Below are 15673 nucleotides of genomic sequence, written 5' to 3'. Positions count from 1 at the left end.
CGTGTCCCGGACGCAACGGTGTGAACGGAAGACGGGGGTCGGTGGATGCTGAGCTTTTTCGGGCGTGCGTCGGTGTCGAAGGTCACCGCCCCGCTCGGCAGGGCCTTGATCCGCACCGGCCTCACGCCGGACGCGGTGACACTCATCGGCACCGTTGCCACGATCGCCGCCGCCGTGACGCTGTTCCCGATGGGGCAGCTGTTCTGGGGCGCGATCGTGATCTGGCTGTTCGTGATGTTCGACATGCTCGACGGGGCGATGGCCCGCGCCCGCGGCGGCGGCACCCGCTTCGGCGCCGTCCTCGACGCCACCTGTGACCGCCTCGCCGACGGCGCGATCTTCGCCGGGCTGGCCTGGTGGGCCGTCTACGGGGAACAGAGCCGACCGTTGCTGATCGCAACTCTGATCTGCCTGGTCACCTCCCAGGTCATCTCGTACGCCAAGGCCCGCGCCGAAGCGAGTGGCCTGTCCGCCGACGGCGGCCTGATCGAGCGGCCCGACCGGCTCGTCATCGTGCTGGTCGGCGCCGGCGTCACCGGACTCGGCGTGTGGTGGGCGATCCACGCCGCCATGTGGCTGCTCGCCGCCGGCTCGGTGATCACCGTGTTCCAGCGGGTGCTCGCCGTGCGCCGCTCCCCGGATGCCCGCGAGCTGCTGCCCCTGCCGTCGTCGACCCCGGCCGACGGAGAAGCCCGATGAGCGCGACCGAACGTGCCTCCGACCTCGGCTACGCCGCCGGGTGGCGGCTCGTGCGGGCGCTGCCCGAGTCCACCGCCTGCCGCCTGTTCGACCTCGGCGCCGACGTCGCCGCCCGGCGCCACGGTGGCCCGCAGCAGTTGCGCCGCAACCTCGCCCGGGTCCTGGGCGTGCCCGCCGCGCAGGTCCCGGACGAGCTGATCCGGCAGTCCGTGCGGTCCTACGCCCGCTACTGGCGGGAAGCGTTCCGGCTGCCCTCGATGGACCTGACCGTGACGGCCGCCGCCCTCGATCACGCCGTCGAGGGCCGCGAGCACATCGAGCAAGCACTGGCGGCCGGGCGCGGTGTGATCCTCGCGCTGCCGCACAGCGGGAACTGGGACATGGCCGGCGTGTGGTGCACGCAGACCTACGGTGGCCTGTCGACGGTGGCCGAACGCCTGCGCCCCGAATCGCTCTACCAGCGGTTCGTCGCGTACCGCGAGAGCCTCGGCTTCGAGATCTTCCCGCTCAGCGGGGGTGAGTCGCCGCCGTTCGACCGGCTCGCGACGCGGCTGCGCGAGAACCGGATCGTCTGCCTGCTCGGCGAGCGCGACCTGGCCCGCAAGGGCGTGCCGGTGACGTTCTTCGGGGAGCCCACCCGCATGCCCGCCGGCCCGGCGAAGCTAGCCGCCGAGACCGGCGCGCCGCTGCTGCCGGTGCACTGCTGGTTCACCGACGGCGGCTGGGGTTTCCGGGTCCACCCCGAACTCGACGTCACCGGCGGGATCGGGCCGGCGACACAGGCTCTCGCCGACTGCTTCGCCGCCGACATCGCCGAACACCCCGCGGACTGGCACATGCTGCAACCGCTCTGGTTCGACGACCTCTCCGAGGCCCGCCTGGCCCGGATGGAGGCGCGGTGAAGATCGGGATGGTGTGCCCGTACTCGTTCGACGTACCGGGCGGGGTGCAGGCGCACGTCGTGGACCTGGCCCACGTGCTCATCGAACGCGGCCACAAGGTCAGCGTCCTCGCCCCGGCGTCCGACAGCACGGAGCTGCCGGACTTCGTCGTCTCCGCCGGGCGCGCCGTCGCCATCCCCTACAACGGGTCCGTGGCGCGCCTGAGCTTCGGCCCCGTCTCCTATGCGCGGGTCCGACGGTGGATCAACGACAACGACTTCGACGTCCTGCACATCCACGAGCCGAACGCGCCGAGCCTGTCGATGCTCGCGCTGAAGATCGCCGAGGGCCCCATCGTCGCGACGTTCCACACGTCGACGACCAAATCGCTGGTGCTGAGCACCTTCCAGGGTGTGCTGCAGCCGTATCTCGAGAAGATCAGCGGCCGCATCGCCGTGTCCGAACTCGCCCGGCGCTGGCAGGTGACGTCGCTCGGCTCGGACGCCGTGGAGATCCCGAACGGTGTCGACGTGTCCTCGTTCGCTCACGCCCCGACGCTGCCCGGCTATCCCCGCGCCGGCCGCACCGTGCTGTTCCTCGGCCGGTACGACGAGCCGCGCAAGGGCATGGCGGTGCTGCTCGGCGCGTTGCCGCTGCTCGTCGAGCACTACCCGGACCTCGAGATCCTCGTGGTCGGCCGCGGGGACGAGGACCGGTTGCGCAAGGAGGCCAGCCGGTACGCCCGGCACCTGCGGCTGCTCGGCCAGGTGTCCGACGCGGAGAAGGCCTCGGCGATGCGCAGCGCCGACGTGTACTGCGCCCCCAACCTCGGTGGGGAGAGTTTCGGGATCGTGCTGGTGGAGGCGATGGCCGCCGGTACCCCTGTGGTGGCCGGCGAACTCGACGCGTTCCGCCGGGTACTGCGCGACGGGCGCGCCGGCGTGCTCGTCCCGCTGGGCGACTCGGAGGCTCTCGCCGCCGCGATCCGCGGCCTGCTCGACGACGGTGCCCGCCGTCGCGCCCTGGTGGCGGCGGCGAACGAGATCGTCGGCTCCTACGACTGGCCGGTGGTGGCCGAGCAGATCCTGCGCGTGTACGAAACCGTCACCGTCGGAGCCGGGCCGGTTCGGGAGGTCCGGTCGTGAGGTGCGAGCCGGCGACGGCACCGCGTGAGGGGAGTGGGACGTGACGCTGTCCGCGGTCACCGTTCTCGTCCTGGCGCTGATCTCCGCGATCATCGTCGCGCTCGGGTTGTGGGCCTACGGCACGGCCAACCGGCTGGACCGGCTCCACGTGCGTTCGGACCTCTCCTGGCAGGCGCTCGACGCCGCCCTGGCCCGTCGCGCCGTGGTGGCGCGCGGCATCGCGGCCTCCACCCCGGTCGCCGAGGGCCGTCGGCTGGCCGCGCTGGCCGACCGCGCCGAACGGGCGGACCGTGCCGAACGGGAATCGGCGGAGAACGCGCTGTCGGCCGCGTTGGCCGCGGTGGACACCGAGCGGCTGCGCCCGCAGTTGGTGGCCGAACTCGCCGATGCCGAGGCGCGGGTGCTGATCGCACGGCGGTTCCACAACGACGCCGTCCGCGACACGCTGACGCTGCGCAGCCGCCGGCCGGTGCGCTGGCTGCATCTCGGCGGCACGGCGCCGTTGCCGAACTACTTCGAGATCGCCGAGCGCACGAACCCGGCCGCGGCGACGGGCCTGTCGCTCGACGAGACGCGCACCTCGGCGCGGGTGGTGCTGTTCGACCACGAGGGACGGGTGCTGCTACTGCGGGGCCACGACCCGACCACGCCGGACGTGCACTTCTGGTTCACCGTCGGCGGTGCGGTCGAGGTGGGGGAGACGCTGCGCGCGGCCGCCGTCCGCGAGGTGGGGGAGGAGACCGGGTTGCCGGTCGCGCCCGAGCAGCTGTGCGGGCCCATGTGGCGGCGGGTGGCGGTGTTCCCCTTCAACGGCGAGCTCATCCGCTCGGAGGAACTGTTCTTCGCGCTGCAGACGCCCGCCTTCGAGCCGGGCGACGGCGGATTCACCGACCTCGAGCGCCGCATGAGCCTCGAGCACCGCTGGTTCGCCGAGGGCGAGATCCGGGACCTGCAGCGCCACGGCGAGGCCGTGTATCCGCAGGATCTCGCAGACCTGCTGGGGGAGGCGCGCGACGTCGCCGTGCGTCGTGTGGAGCCGGAGGTCCGCGCCATCCGGTGAGCGCCGGCACTCGAGGCAGGCGGAGTCGATTGCCGGCGAGGCGGGCGGAGTCGATTGCCGGCGAGGCAGGCGGAGTCGATTGCCGGCGAGGCAGGCGGAGTCCGATTGCCTGCGAGGCAGGCCAGGGCCTCGCGACTGGCTATGGGACGGTCCCCGCGGTGCCCCTAGAATCGGGAGCGGCGCCGCGACGTGCCCGATTCCGTCCGCCGCGTCAGTTTCTGCAGGCCATACCCCAGGAGTTCTTGCTGTGAGCAGCCCCGAGTCCGTTCCCACCACCGGCACCGCCCGCGTCAAGCGCGGTATGGCCGAGATGCTCAAGGGCGGCGTGATCATGGACGTGGTCACCCCCGAGCAGGCGAAGATCGCCGAGGACGCGGGTGCCGTCGCCGTCATGGCGCTCGAGCGCGTCCCCGCCGACATCCGCGCCCAGGGTGGCGTGTCCCGCATGTCCGACCCGGACATGATCGAAGGCATCATCGAGGCCGTGTCCATCCCCGTGATGGCCAAGGCCCGCATCGGTCACTTCGTCGAGGCACAGATCCTGCAGGCCCTCGGCGTGGACTACGTCGACGAGTCGGAGGTGCTCACCCCCGCCGACTACGAGAACCACATCGACAAGTTCGCCTTCACCGTGCCGTTCGTGTGCGGCGCCACCAACCTCGGTGAGGCGCTGCGCCGCATCAACGAGGGCGCGGCGATGATCCGCTCCAAGGGCGAGGCCGGCACCGGCGACGTCTCCAACGCCACCACCCACATGCGGAAGATCCGCCAGGAGATCCGGCGGCTGACCTCCCTGCCCGAGGACGAGCTCTACGTCGCGGCCAAGGAACTGCAGGCGCCGTACGACCTGGTGGTCGAGGTCGCGAAGGCCGGCAAGCTGCCGGTGACGCTGTTCACGGCCGGCGGCATCGCCACCCCGGCCGATGCGGCGATGATGATGCAGCTCGGCGCCGAGGGTGTGTTCGTCGGCTCGGGCATCTTCAAGTCCGGCAACCCCGCCGAGCGTGCCGCCGCGATCGTCAAGGCCACCACCTTCTACGACGACCCGGACGTGCTCGCAAAGGTCTCGCGTGGACTGGGCGAGGCCATGGTCGGCATCAACGTCGACGACATCCCGGTTCCGCACCGCCTCGCCGAGCGGGGCTGGTGACCCCACCGCCGCCGGCATCCCCGCGTGCGACGGGAGCCTCCGACCGTGTCGGAGGCTCCCGTCGCTTCTCGCCGGGCCCTGCGGATAGCCTGTCGCAGGACCGGGAAGGAGCCCGCATGGCGAAGATCGAGGAGATCCTGGCGCTCGAACACCTCGAGAAGAACATCTTCCGGGGCGTGGCGACGGAGACGTCGCTGCAGCGCACCTTCGGGGGGCAGGTCGCCGGACAGGCGCTGGTATCCGCGGTGCGCACCGTCGATCCCGCGTACTCGGTGCATTCGCTGCACGGGTACTTCGTCCGCCCCGGCAACCCCGAGAAGCCGATCGTGTATCTCGTCGACCCGATCCGCGACGGCCGGTCGTTCGGCACCCGGCGGGTGACCGCCGTACAGGACGGGCAGGCGATCTTCACCATGTCCGCGTCGTTCCACGTCCAGGACGACGGCATCGAGCACCAGGACGAGATGCCCCAGGTGCCGGATCCCGACGACCTCGCCGACCTCGCGGACTCGGACGACCCCGGAAACCTGTGGGCCAGGCGCGAGTGGCCGGAATGGGACCTGCGACGGGTGCCGGAGGATCGCCTCTTCCGGCGCGCCGGCATCGTGTCACAGCAGCAGGTGTGGTTCCGGGTCCGTGACCCGCTCCCGGACGACAACGTGCTGCACGTGTGCACCCTGGCGTACATGAGCGACATGACGCTGCTCGGCTCCGCGAGCGTCGCCCATCCCGACGAGCAGACGCAGGGCGCCTCCCTCGACCACGCCATGTGGTTCCTGCGCTCGTTCCGCGCCGACGATTGGCTGCTGTACGACCAGACGTCCCCGTCGGCAGGTTTCGGGCGGGCCCTGACGCAGGGCCGCATCTTCGACCGGAACGGGCGGATGGTCGCCGCGGTGGTGCAGGAGGGACTGGCCCGCTACCTGCGCTGATGCGCCGGCATCCGGCTCGCGGTCCGTGAGCCGGGACACCCCGCCGCGGCTGCTAGCGTTGATATCCAGGCTTCGGACGGGTGTCGTCCCGTCCCCGACAGAACAGGCGACAGTGGGAAGTTCTCCGACCATCGGCGTGCTCGCGCTCCAGGGCGATGTACGCGAGCACCTGACCGCACTCGAGGCGGCCGGCGCCCGCGCGATCGGGGTGCGCCGGACCGCCGAACTCGACGCCGTCGACGGCCTGGTGATTCCCGGCGGGGAGTCCACCACGATGAGCCGGCTGCTGCAGGTGTTCGACCTGCTCGAGCCGCTGCGCGCCCGGTTGAAGGCCGGCCTGCCCGCCTACGGGTCCTGCGCGGGCATGATCCTGCTCGCCTCGCAGGTGCTCGACACCCGCCCCGACGCCGAGCACCTCGACGCCCTCGACATCACCGTCCGGCGCAACGCGTTCGGCCGGCAGGTCGACTCGTTCGAGGCCGACCTCGACGTCGCGGGCATCGAGGGGGATCCGGTGCGCGCGGTGTTCATCCGAGCGCCCTGGGTGGAGGAGGTCGGTCCCGGCGTGCAGGTCCTGGCCACCGTCCCCGAGGGACCGGCCGCCGGACGGGTGGTCGCGGTGCGGCAGGGAGCGGTGCTGGCGACGTCGTTCCACCCCGAGGTCACCGGTGACCTGCGGGTGCATCGGCTGTTCGTCGACACCGTCCGTTCGGGGCAGGTCGGCGCGGAGTAGAATCGACCCTCCGAACCAGTCGGACCCGGTCCGACCTCACCTCGCCGGAAGGGGCTCCAATCGAATGAGCGGCCACTCCAAATGGGCCACCACCAAGCACAAGAAGGCGGCCATCGACGCCAAGCGCGGCAAGATGTTCGCGAAGCTGATCAAGAACATCGAGGTGGCGGCCCGGACAGGCGGTGGTGACCCGGCGGGCAACCCGACGCTGTACGACGCCATCCAGAAGGCGAAGAAGAACTCGGTCCCCAACGACAACATCGAGCGGGCCCGCAAGCGCGGCGGCGGCGAGGAAGCCGGCGGCGCGGACTGGCAGACCATCACCTACGAGGGCTACGGCCCCAGCGGTGTCGCCATCCTCATCGAGTGCCTCACCGACAATCGCAACCGCGCGGCGGGCGAGGTCCGCACCGCGATGACCCGCAACGGCGGCAACATGGCCGACCCCGGCTCGGTGTCCTACCTGTTCACCCGCAAGGGCGTCGTCGTGCTCGAGAAGAACGGCCGCACCGAGGACGAGATCCTCGAGGTCGTGCTCGAGGCCGGCGCCGAGGAGATCAACGACCTCGGTGACAGCTTCGAGATCGTTTCCGAGGCCGGCGATCTCATCGCTGTGCGCACCGCGCTCGTCGAGGCCGGCATCGACTACGAATCGGCCGACCCGGACTTCCGGGCCTCGGTCGAGGTCCCCGTCGACGCGGACAGCGCCCGCAAGGTGTTCAAGCTCGTCGACGCCCTCGAGGATTCCGATGACGTGCAGAACGTCTACACCAACGTCGACGTCTCCGACGAGGTCCTCGCCGAACTCGACGCCTGAGACGGACGGCTCCCGGCCGGGGCTGCGTGTCGATACCGCGACGCGCCGCCCCGGCCGCTATGCTCTCGAACAGTTGTTCGTAGCGGTCGAGAGGTGAACGGGTGCGCGTGATGGGTGTGGACCCGGGACTGACGCGATGCGGCTTCGGCATCGTGGACACCGGCCGCGGACGCGAGGTCGCCGCCGTGGCGGTGGACGTGATCCGCACACCCCCCGACCTGGAACTGCCGTCGCGGCTGCTGCGCATCTCCGCGGCCGCCGAGGACTGGCTCGACCGATTCCGGCCCGATGTCGTCGCCGTCGAGCGGGTGTTCTCCCAGCACAACGTCCGCACCGCGATGGGCACCGCCCAGGCCGGGGGAGTGGTGGCGCTCTCCGCTGCCCGACGCGGCATCCCGGTGGCGTTCCACACCCCCAGCCAGGTGAAGTCCGCCGTGACCGGGAACGGCTCGGCCGACAAGAAGCAGGTCACGGCCATGGTCACCAAGATCCTGGGCCTCGCCACCGCGCCGAAGCCCGCGGACGCCGCGGACGCCCTCGCCCTCGCGATCTGCCACTGCTGGCGTGCGCCCATGCTCGCACGCATGGCCGCCGCCGAGGCCGCCGCGGCCGAACAGAAACGACGATACGAAGCGCGGCTGCGGGAACAGGCCGCCGCGCGGAAGGCAGGTGCACGGTGATCGCCTCGGTGCGCGGGGAAGTGCTCGAGATCGCACTCGACCACGTCGTCATCGAATCCGCGGGGGTCGGTTACCGGATCCACGCCACGCCCGCCACCCTGGCCACGCTCCGCCGTGGCGAGGACACCCGCCTGGTGACGGCGATGATCGTGCGCGAGGATTCGATGACGCTGTACGGGTTCCCCGACCCCGACGCCCGGGATCTGTTCGGGTTGCTGCAGACGGTTTCCGGTGTCGGACCCCGCCTCGCCATGGCCACCCTGGCCGTGCTGGATCCGGATTCGTTGCGTGCGGCCCTCGCCGACGGCAACACCGCCGCCCTGACCCGGGTCCCGGGCATCGGCAAGCGTGGCGCCGAACGCATGGTCGTCGAACTGCGGGACAAGGTCGCCGCGTTCGCCGGAACCTCCGCCCCGGCCGCGGTGGTCGGCTCGCCCATGCGCGACCAGGTGGTCGAGGCTCTCGTCGGACTCGGCTTCCCCGTCAAACAGGCGGAGCAGTCCACCGACACGGTCCTCGCGGGTGACCCGCACTCCGACACCTCCACCGCGCTGCGTTCGGCGCTGGCCTTGCTGGGCAAGAGCCGATGATCGAGGACTTCCCCCCTGCGGGTGCCCCCGACGAGGCGCCGATGACCGCCGAGTACACGCCCGCCGACGGCGACGTCGAGGCGAGCCTGCGGCCGAAGAACCTCGACGACTTCATCGGCCAGCCTCGGGTGCGGGAACAGCTGCAGCTGGTGCTGCGCGGGGCGAAGCTGCGCGGCGGCACCCCGGATCACATCCTGCTGTCGGGCCCGCCGGGCCTGGGCAAGACGTCGATGGCCATGATCATCGCCGCCGAACTCGGGTCGTCGCTGCGGCTGACGTCGGGCCCCGCGCTCGAGCGGGCCGGCGACCTGGCCGCGATGCTGTCCAACCTCGTCGAAGGCGACGTGCTGTTCATCGACGAGATCCACCGCATCGCGCGTCCCGCCGAGGAGATGCTGTACCTGGCGATGGAGGACTTCCGGGTCGACGTCGTCGTCGGCAAGGGCCCGGGCGCGACGTCGATTCCGCTCGAGGTCGCCCCGTTCACCCTCGTCGGCGCCACCACCCGTTCCGGCGCGCTGACCGGACCCTTGCGCGACCGGTTCGGTTTCACCGCGCACATGGACTTCTACGACCCGGCGGAACTGCAGCAGATCCTGCTGCGCTCGGCCCGGATCCTCGGCATCGACCTGGGCGAGGAGGCGAGCACCGAGATCGCCGGCCGTTCCCGCGGCACCCCGCGCATCGCCAACCGGCTGCTGCGCCGGGTCCGCGACTACGCCGAGGTCCGCGCCGACGGCATCATCACCCGCGAGATCGCGCAGGCCGCCCTGGCGGTCTACGACGTCGACGCGCTCGGCCTGGACCGGCTCGACCGTGCCGTGCTCGGCGCGCTGGTCCGCAGCTTCGGGGGCGGGCCGGTGGGCGTGTCCACGCTCGCGGTGGCCGTCGGTGAGGAACCCGGCACCGTCGAGGAGGTCTGCGAACCGTTCCTGGTACGGGCGGGGATGATCGCGCGAACTCCGCGCGGGCGGGTCGCGACCCAGGCCGCGTGGCTGCAGCTCGGGCTGACACCGCCGCCGGAGGCTGCTACCGGCGGCATCGAGGTGCGGGCCCGCGAACCGCAACCCGGCCTGTTCGACGACGAATGACCGGTCGGCCACCGGCGCCGGTACAGGAGCCGCGCCGGTAATGGCACACTGGTCTACTGCGCCGGTCCACGACCGCCGGCGCCCGATACCGGACGACCTCGAGGACTGACTTCAACGATGGAACTGCTCTTCCCGCTGCTGATCCTTGCCCTGCTGGTGCCGACGTTCCTCGGCATCCGGCGCCAGAAGAAGGAGATGCAGAAGACCGCGGAACTGCAGGACGCGCTGCGGGTCGGTGACCGGGTGATGACCACGGCGGGGCTGCACGCCACCATCGTCGCGCTCACCGACACCACCGTCGATCTCGAGATCGCTCCCGGCGTGGTGACCACCTGGGCCCGGGTCGTGGTCCGCGAGCGGGTCACCGAGCTCGGCTCGGCGACGGACGAGACCGGTGGCCTCTCGCTGGACAAGGGCGACGACACCGAGCCGCCCGCCGGCCGGCCGGCCGAGCACTGAACGGTCGGACACCGACCGGTCGACACCCCGGCCGATGTGCGGGCCGCGCCGGGGGCCGCGCCCGACGGGTGCGGTGGCCCCGTGACCAGCGCATCACTCACTCGCATCGAGGAGACTGACAGACCGTGGCACCTTCCAACGGATCGGTGCATCCAGTTCGCTCCCTCGCCCTGTTCGGGGCGATCCTGGTGGCGCTGTATGCCCTGATCTTCTTCACCGGGGACAAGTCGGCGACGCCGAAACTCGGCATCGACCTGCAGGGCGGCACCCGGGTGACCCTCACCGCCCGCACCCCGGACGGCAGCGCGCCCAGCCAGGACAGTCTCCGGCAGGCCCAGCAGATCATCGAGACCCGCGTGAACGGCCTCGGCGTGTCCGGCTCCGAGGTGGTGATCGACGGTGACAACCTGGTGATCACGGTTCCCGGCGACGACAGCTCGCAGGCCCGCACTCTCGGCCAGACCGCACGGCTGTACATCCGGCCCGTGATCGGTCAGCCCATCGCCAGCGCTAACGCCGCGCAGCCGGCGCCCGCGCCCACGGACCCGCAGGCTCCCGCCCCCGCGACGCCGGCGCCCGACGCCGCCACGCCCGCTCCCGAACCGCAGGGCCGGCCCTTCCCGGCGCAGGATCCCACCGACACCCCGGCGCCCGCCACCGACGCCCCGGCGCCCGCCACCGACGCCCCGGCGCCCGCTCCCGCTCCCACGGAGGACCTCGACCCGCAGGCCCGGGCCGCCGCGGACATCGCCGCCGCCAAGGAGACCCGGCAGAGCGAGGACCCGGCCGTCCTGCAGCAGGCCATGGCCACCCTGGACTGCTCGGCCGCCGACCCGCTCGCCGGCAACGACGATCCGGCAAAGCCGCTCGTCGCGTGCTCCACCGACGGCACCGCCGTCTATCTGCTCGGCCCGAGCATCATCGACGGCCAGCAGATCACCGACGCCTCCTCCGGCTACAACACCCAGCAGTCCCGCTACGAGGTCAGCCTCACGTTCGACTCCGAGGGCAGCAGCACCTGGGCGCAGTTCACCGCCGCCAGCATCGGCCAGCAGGCCGCGTTCGTCCTCGACTCCAAGGTGGTCAGCGCGCCCGTGATCCAGGGCGCCACCCCCGCCGGCAGCGCGACCTCGATCACCGGCAACTTCACCAACACCCAGGCCACCGAGCTCGCCAACACCCTCAAGTACGGCTCGCTGCCCCTGTCGTTCGCCGCGTCGGAGGCCGAGACGGTGTCCGCGACCCTCGGCCTGGCATCGCTCGAGGCCGGGCTGATCGCCGGCGTCGTCGGCCTGGTCCTCGTGCTGCTCTACAGTCTCGTCTACTACCGCATGCTCGGCGTGCTCGTCGCGCTGTCGCTGGTGATGTCCGGGCTCGCCGTGTACGCGGTGATGGTGCTGCTCGGCCGGTACATCAACTTCACCCTCGACCTCGCCGGCATCGCCGGCCTGATCATCGGCATCGGCATGACCGCCGACTCGTTCGTGGTGTTCTTCGAACGCATCAAGGACGAGATCCGTGAGGGTCGGAGCTTCCGCTCCGCCGTGCCCCGCGGCTGGGCCCGGGCCCGCCGGACCATCCTGTCCGGCAACGCCGTGAGCTTCATCGCCGCCGCGGTGCTCTACGTCCTCGCGGTCGGTCAGGTCCGCGGCTTCGCCTTCACCCTCGGCCTGACCACCATCCTCGACGTCGTGGTGGTGTTCCTGGTGACGTGGCCGCTGGTGCACCTGGCGTCGACGTCGAAGTTCTGGTCCAAGCCGAGCGTGAACGGTCTCGGCGCCATTCAGCAGGTCGCCCGTGAACGCCAGCTCGCGGCTGCCTCGGCGAAGGAGGCGTGACGATGACCGACACCACCACGACCGCACCCCGGCACAGCGTCCTCTCCCGCCTCTACACCGGCACCGGCGCGTTCGAGATCGTCGGCCGCCGCAAGTTCTACTACCTGCTCACCGGCGGCATCGTGCTGGTGGCGCTGCTGAGCATGCTGATCCGCGGCTTCACGTGGGGCATCGACTTCGAGGGCGGCACCCGCATCCAGCTCCCGGCCGCCGAGGGCGTCACCACCGAGCAGGTGGAGACGGTGTACTCCGACACCCTCGGCACCGAGCCCGTATCGGTGCAGACCGTCGGGTCCGGCGCGGGCGCCTCCATTCAGATCCGTTCGGAGGCCCTCGACCTCGAGCAGGTCCGGACCCTGCAGAACGCGCTGTACGACGAGTTCCAGCCGACCGGGCCCGACGGCGTGCCGTCGCGCGACGCGATCAGCGTCGCCGACGTCAGCGAGACGTGGGGCGGACAGATCACCCAGAAGGCCCTCATCGCGCTCGCGGTGTTCCTGGTGCTCGTCAGCATCTACATCGCGGTGCGCTACGAGCGGGACATGGCGCTCGCGGCGCTGGCCGCCCTGTTCTTCGACATGATCGTCACCGCGGGGGTGTATTCGCTCGTCGGATTCGAGGTCACCCCGGCCACCGTCATCGGCCTGCTCACCATCCTCGGCTTCTCGCTGTACGACTCCGTGGTGGTGTTCGACAAGGTCGAGGAGAACACGCGCGGCATCCTGCACCTGCATCGTCGGACCTACGCCGAGCAGGCCAACCTCGCCGTCAACCAGACCCTCATGCGGTCGATCAACACCACGGTCATCTCGGTGCTGCCGGTGCTCGCGCTGATGGTCATCGCGGTGTGGCTGCTCGGCGTCGGCACCCTCAAGGACCTCGCCCTCGTCCAGCTCGTCGGCATCGTGGTCGGCGCCTATTCGTCGATCTTCTTCGCGACTCCGCTGCTGGTGACCCTCAAGGAATGGCGCGGGCCGGTGGCCGCACACACCCGCAAGGTGCTCGCCAAGCGCGGCGCCGCCGAATCGCGGACCGTGCCCCCCGCCGGGGAGGCCGTCGGCGCGCACGCCGGCGCGACACCCGTGTCCGTGACCAAACGCATCGGAGCGACCACGACGGCGGGCGCCGGCGCCGCGCCGGTGGCCGAGCGCACCCCCAGACCGGGCGTCCGGCCCACCGGAAAGCGCGCCAAGAGAAGGCACTGACATGTCGGCACCCGAGCACACACGTCGAGCCCGGCGCCGCCGGTCCGTCCGCGCGGCGATCGCGGGCGCGGCCGCCGCGGCGGCGCTCGCCGCGACCACCGTCGCCTGTGGCACGACGGAGGAGTCCCTGCCCTCCATCGGGTATGCCGTCGACAACACGGTGACCACCTACAACGCCAACACCGTGGACGGCGCCGCCTCGGGAGCCCGGCAGGCCCTGGCCCGCGTGCTGCCCGGCTTCGGCTACGTCGATCCGGCCGGTCAGGTGATCTCCGACACCGACATCGGGGCGGCCACCGTCGTCTCGCAGGACCCGCTGACCGTCCAGTACCGGCTGTCCCCGGACTCCGTGTACTCGGACGGGGTGCCGATGTCGTGCGACGACCTGGTGCTCGCCTGGGCCGCCGCCAGCGGCCGATTCACCGCGCCCGACGCCTCGGGTGCTCCGGCGAACCTGTTCTCCGCCGCCCGGCGCTCCGGCTACGTCGACATCGAACGGATCGACTGTCAGACCGGGTCCAAGGACGCCACCGTCGTCTTCCGCGCCGGCCGAGCCTACGCCGACTGGCGAGCCCTGTTCGGCGCCACCGAGCTGATGCCCGCGCACGTCGCTGCCCGGGTCTCGGGGGTGCCCGACGTGGTCGCCGCCATCGGCGGTGGCGACGTCGAGGCGCTGCGCCGGCTCGCCGACTTCTGGAACACCGGGTGGAACCTGACCCCCGGCCGGCTGGACCTGTCGCTGCTGCCGGCCTCCGGCCCCTACCGGATCGAGTCGTTCACCGCCGAGGACGGGCTCGTCCTCGTCGCGAACGAACGCTGGTGGGGCAACAAGCCCGGCACCGACCGGATCGTGGTGTGGCCGCGCGGCACCGACGCCTCCGCGGCGGCCGCCGACGGCCGCGTCCACGTCGCCGACACCGGCACCGGGGCACTCGACCTGTCCCTCGGGGACGACGTGGAGACGACGGCCGCGGCGTCGCGCAACGTCGAGCAGCTCGTGCTGGGCACCGGCGGGGGCAGCCTCGGCGCCGCCGCCGCGCGCCGGGCGTTCGCGCTGTGCGTGCCCCGCTCGCAGTTGTTCGACGAGTTCGGCCGGGTCGGGGACGTGCCCGCCACCGGACTCGGTTCCGGGACGACGTCGTCGCGGCTGCTGCCCGCCGACTCGCCGCTGTACCCGGGCGTGTCCGGGCCCGCAGCCCGCTACGACCGGGCGGACACGACCGCGGCGCAGGCCGAGCTCGCCGCTGCGGGGACGGACCGCATCACCGTGCGGATCGGGTACCTCGGCCCGGACCCGCGCCGCGCCCGTACCGTCGAGCTGATCGCCCAGTCCTGTCGCGAGGCGGGCATAGAGGTGGTCGACGCCGCCTCGGACACGTTCACGCCGTCGCAGCTCACGGCGGGACAGGTCGATGCCGTCCTCGCCGGGACCGCCGTCGCGGCAGGGGCGGGAGGCACGGCCGACATGCAGGACGCGCGCGGCGCCCTCAACTCCGCGGCCGGCAGCAACGTCGGGCGCTTCGCCGACGCCCGCGTCGACCAGATCCTCGACGCCCTCGCCGTCACCACCGACGACGCCACCATCTCCGGTCTGGTGGGTGAGGCCGAGACGATCCTGTGGACCGCGATGCCGACCCTGCCGCTGTACGCGCAGCCCCGGGAGACGACCTTCGCCGGCGGCCTGCGTGCCGCCGTCGCCAACCCCAGCGCTGCCGGTGCGGGCTGGAACATGGACAGGTGGATCCTCAACAGATGAACAGCAATCCCGCCGGAGCGCACGCTCTGATCGAACGTGCCGCCACGGCGGTCACCGCCCGTACCCGCTGGGTCGACGACTTCCCGGCGCCCGGCGTCCGCTTCGCCGACCTGACCCCGGTCTTCGCCGACGGCGAGGCCTTCGGGGCGGTCATCGCCGCGCTGGCCGCCACCGCGCCGGACGCGGAACTGGTGGCCGGCGTCGACGCCCGCGGCTTCCTGCTCGGCGGCGGCATCGCCCACGCTCTGGGTGTCGGCGTCCTCGCGGTGCGCAAGGCCGGCAAGCTGCCTCCGCCGGTGGACACCCGCGAGTACTCCCTCGAGTACGGCACCGCGGCGATCGAGATCCCGCAGGATTCGGTTCGGTTGCGCGGGCGGCGGGTACTCGTCGTCGACGACGTGCTCGCCACCGGCGGCACCCTCTCGGCGACGGCGGAGCTTCTCGACGCGGCCGGTGCCCTGGTCGTCGCGGTGGCGGTGGTGACCGAGATCGAGGCCCTCGGTGGGCGGGCGCGGCTGGAAAAGTACCCGGTGACGTCATTGGTTCGGCTCTGAGAGCTAGAGTTGGCGCAGGTGCCGGTGGTTCCGGACGACGAGGAATGTGCGGCGGTGCGTCCGGTGTGCATCGGCGACGGGAG

16 protein-coding genes are annotated in these 15673 nt (G+C 71.7%); all 16 read left to right on the top strand.

Features of this window, described 5'->3' with window-relative positions; all coding sequences use genetic code 11:
- The first annotated feature begins 45 nt into the window (after positions 1 to 45).
- The 16 genes from pgsA (at position 46) to G6039_RS05380 (ending at position 15590) form a co-directional block, all read left to right on the top strand.
- Positions 46 to 699, top strand: a complete 654-nt coding sequence (gene pgsA, locus G6039_RS05455) for a phosphatidylinositol phosphate synthase (RefSeq protein WP_006943830.1) — start codon at positions 46 to 48, stop codon at positions 697 to 699.
- A complete protein-coding gene (locus tag G6039_RS05450) occupies positions 696 to 1601 on the top strand; it encodes a phosphatidylinositol mannoside acyltransferase (RefSeq protein WP_006943828.1) in 906 nt (301 codons plus the stop codon). Before pgsA ends, G6039_RS05450 begins: the two co-directional genes overlap by 4 nt.
- On the top strand, positions 1598 to 2725 hold the full coding sequence (locus G6039_RS05445; RefSeq protein ID WP_043798152.1) for a glycosyltransferase family 4 protein: 1128 nt from the start codon (positions 1598 to 1600) through the stop codon (positions 2723 to 2725). Before G6039_RS05450 ends, G6039_RS05445 begins: the two co-directional genes overlap by 4 nt.
- A 40-nt stretch (positions 2726 to 2765) precedes the next feature.
- Positions 2766 to 3785: an NUDIX hydrolase gene (locus G6039_RS05440; RefSeq protein ID WP_006943826.1), complete on the top strand. Its 1020-nt coding sequence runs from the start codon at positions 2766 to 2768 to the stop codon at positions 3783 to 3785.
- Between the two features lie 247 nt (positions 3786 to 4032).
- On the top strand, positions 4033 to 4935 hold the full coding sequence (gene pdxS, locus G6039_RS05435) for a pyridoxal 5'-phosphate synthase lyase subunit PdxS (RefSeq protein WP_006943825.1): 903 nt from the start codon (positions 4033 to 4035) through the stop codon (positions 4933 to 4935).
- A 116-nt stretch (positions 4936 to 5051) separates the two neighbouring features.
- Positions 5052 to 5867, top strand: coding sequence for an acyl-CoA thioesterase (locus tag G6039_RS05430; protein ID WP_006941032.1), 816 nt, complete (start codon positions 5052 to 5054; stop codon positions 5865 to 5867).
- A 112-nt stretch (positions 5868 to 5979) separates the two neighbouring features.
- Positions 5980 to 6600 (top strand): pyridoxal 5'-phosphate synthase glutaminase subunit PdxT, encoded by a 621-nt coding sequence (pdxT, locus tag G6039_RS05425; RefSeq protein ID WP_006941031.1) that lies wholly within the window; start codon positions 5980 to 5982, stop codon positions 6598 to 6600.
- Between the two features lie 64 nt (positions 6601 to 6664).
- The gene (locus G6039_RS05420; RefSeq protein WP_006941030.1) at positions 6665 to 7417 is read left to right on the top strand and encodes a YebC/PmpR family DNA-binding transcriptional regulator; all 753 of its coding nucleotides are present in this window, start codon (positions 6665 to 6667) and stop codon (positions 7415 to 7417) included.
- Positions 7418 to 7518: 101 nt separating this feature from the next.
- Positions 7519 to 8097: a crossover junction endodeoxyribonuclease RuvC gene (gene ruvC, locus G6039_RS05415; protein WP_006941029.1), complete on the top strand. Its 579-nt coding sequence runs from the start codon at positions 7519 to 7521 to the stop codon at positions 8095 to 8097.
- Entirely contained in the window at positions 8094 to 8687 is a 594-nt protein-coding gene (gene ruvA / locus G6039_RS05410) for a Holliday junction branch migration protein RuvA (protein ID WP_006941026.1), read from the top strand. The genes ruvC and ruvA overlap by 4 nt, the downstream gene beginning before the upstream one ends.
- Before the next feature lie 41 nt (positions 8688 to 8728).
- Positions 8729 to 9778 carry a Holliday junction branch migration DNA helicase RuvB gene (gene ruvB, locus G6039_RS05405; protein ID WP_373867520.1) on the top strand — a complete coding sequence of 350 codons (1050 nt, stop codon included), beginning with the start codon at positions 8729 to 8731 and terminating at the stop codon, positions 9776 to 9778.
- Between the two features lie 117 nt (positions 9779 to 9895).
- Positions 9896 to 10237 carry a preprotein translocase subunit YajC gene (gene yajC / locus G6039_RS05400; RefSeq protein ID WP_006941024.1) on the top strand — a complete coding sequence of 114 codons (342 nt, stop codon included), beginning with the start codon at positions 9896 to 9898 and terminating at the stop codon, positions 10235 to 10237.
- 125 nt (positions 10238 to 10362) lie between these two features.
- Positions 10363 to 12075: a protein translocase subunit SecD gene (secD, locus tag G6039_RS05395; protein ID WP_006941023.1), complete on the top strand. Its 1713-nt coding sequence runs from the start codon at positions 10363 to 10365 to the stop codon at positions 12073 to 12075.
- A 2-nt stretch (positions 12076 to 12077) separates the two neighbouring features.
- Positions 12078 to 13280 carry a protein translocase subunit SecF gene (gene secF / locus G6039_RS05390; protein ID WP_006941022.1) on the top strand — a complete coding sequence of 401 codons (1203 nt, stop codon included), beginning with the start codon at positions 12078 to 12080 and terminating at the stop codon, positions 13278 to 13280.
- Between the two features lies 1 nt (position 13281).
- Complete coding sequence (locus G6039_RS05385; protein WP_006941021.1) at positions 13282 to 15036, top strand: ABC transporter substrate-binding protein; 1755 nt, start codon at positions 13282 to 13284, stop codon at positions 15034 to 15036.
- Entirely contained in the window at positions 15033 to 15590 is a 558-nt protein-coding gene (locus G6039_RS05380; RefSeq protein WP_043798151.1) for an adenine phosphoribosyltransferase, read from the top strand. Before G6039_RS05385 ends, G6039_RS05380 begins: the two co-directional genes overlap by 4 nt.
- The last annotated feature ends 83 nt before the right edge of the window (positions 15591 to 15673 follow it).

This window comes from Rhodococcus aetherivorans, from assembly GCF_011058165.1.
Taxonomy (GTDB): domain Bacteria; phylum Actinomycetota; class Actinomycetes; order Mycobacteriales; family Mycobacteriaceae; genus Rhodococcus; species Rhodococcus aetherivorans.
Note: the sequence above shows the minus strand (reverse complement) of the source record. Positions and strands in the feature narration are given on the sequence as shown.

Excerpts from the sequence above, each read along its gene's own strand:
- G6039_RS05430 (WP_006941032.1), top strand. The coding sequence starts at position 5,052 with ATGGCGAAGATCGAGGAGATCCTGGCGCTCGAACACCTCGAGAAGAAC.
- secF (WP_006941022.1), top strand. The coding sequence starts at position 12,078 with ATGACCGACACCACCACGACCGCACCCCGGCACAGCGTCCTCTCCCGC.
- ruvB (WP_373867520.1), top strand. The coding sequence starts at position 8,729 with ATGACCGCCGAGTACACGCCCGCCGACGGCGACGTCGAGGCGAGCCTG.
- pgsA (WP_006943830.1), top strand. The coding sequence starts at position 46 with ATGCTGAGCTTTTTCGGGCGTGCGTCGGTGTCGAAGGTCACCGCCCCG.
- G6039_RS05450 (WP_006943828.1), top strand. The coding sequence starts at position 696 with ATGAGCGCGACCGAACGTGCCTCCGACCTCGGCTACGCCGCCGGGTGG.
- yajC (WP_006941024.1), top strand. The coding sequence starts at position 9,896 with ATGGAACTGCTCTTCCCGCTGCTGATCCTTGCCCTGCTGGTGCCGACG.
- G6039_RS05380 (WP_043798151.1), top strand. The coding sequence starts at position 15,033 with ATGAACAGCAATCCCGCCGGAGCGCACGCTCTGATCGAACGTGCCGCC.
- G6039_RS05385 (WP_006941021.1), top strand. The coding sequence starts at position 13,282 with ATGTCGGCACCCGAGCACACACGTCGAGCCCGGCGCCGCCGGTCCGTC.
- G6039_RS05420 (WP_006941030.1), top strand. The coding sequence starts at position 6,665 with ATGAGCGGCCACTCCAAATGGGCCACCACCAAGCACAAGAAGGCGGCC.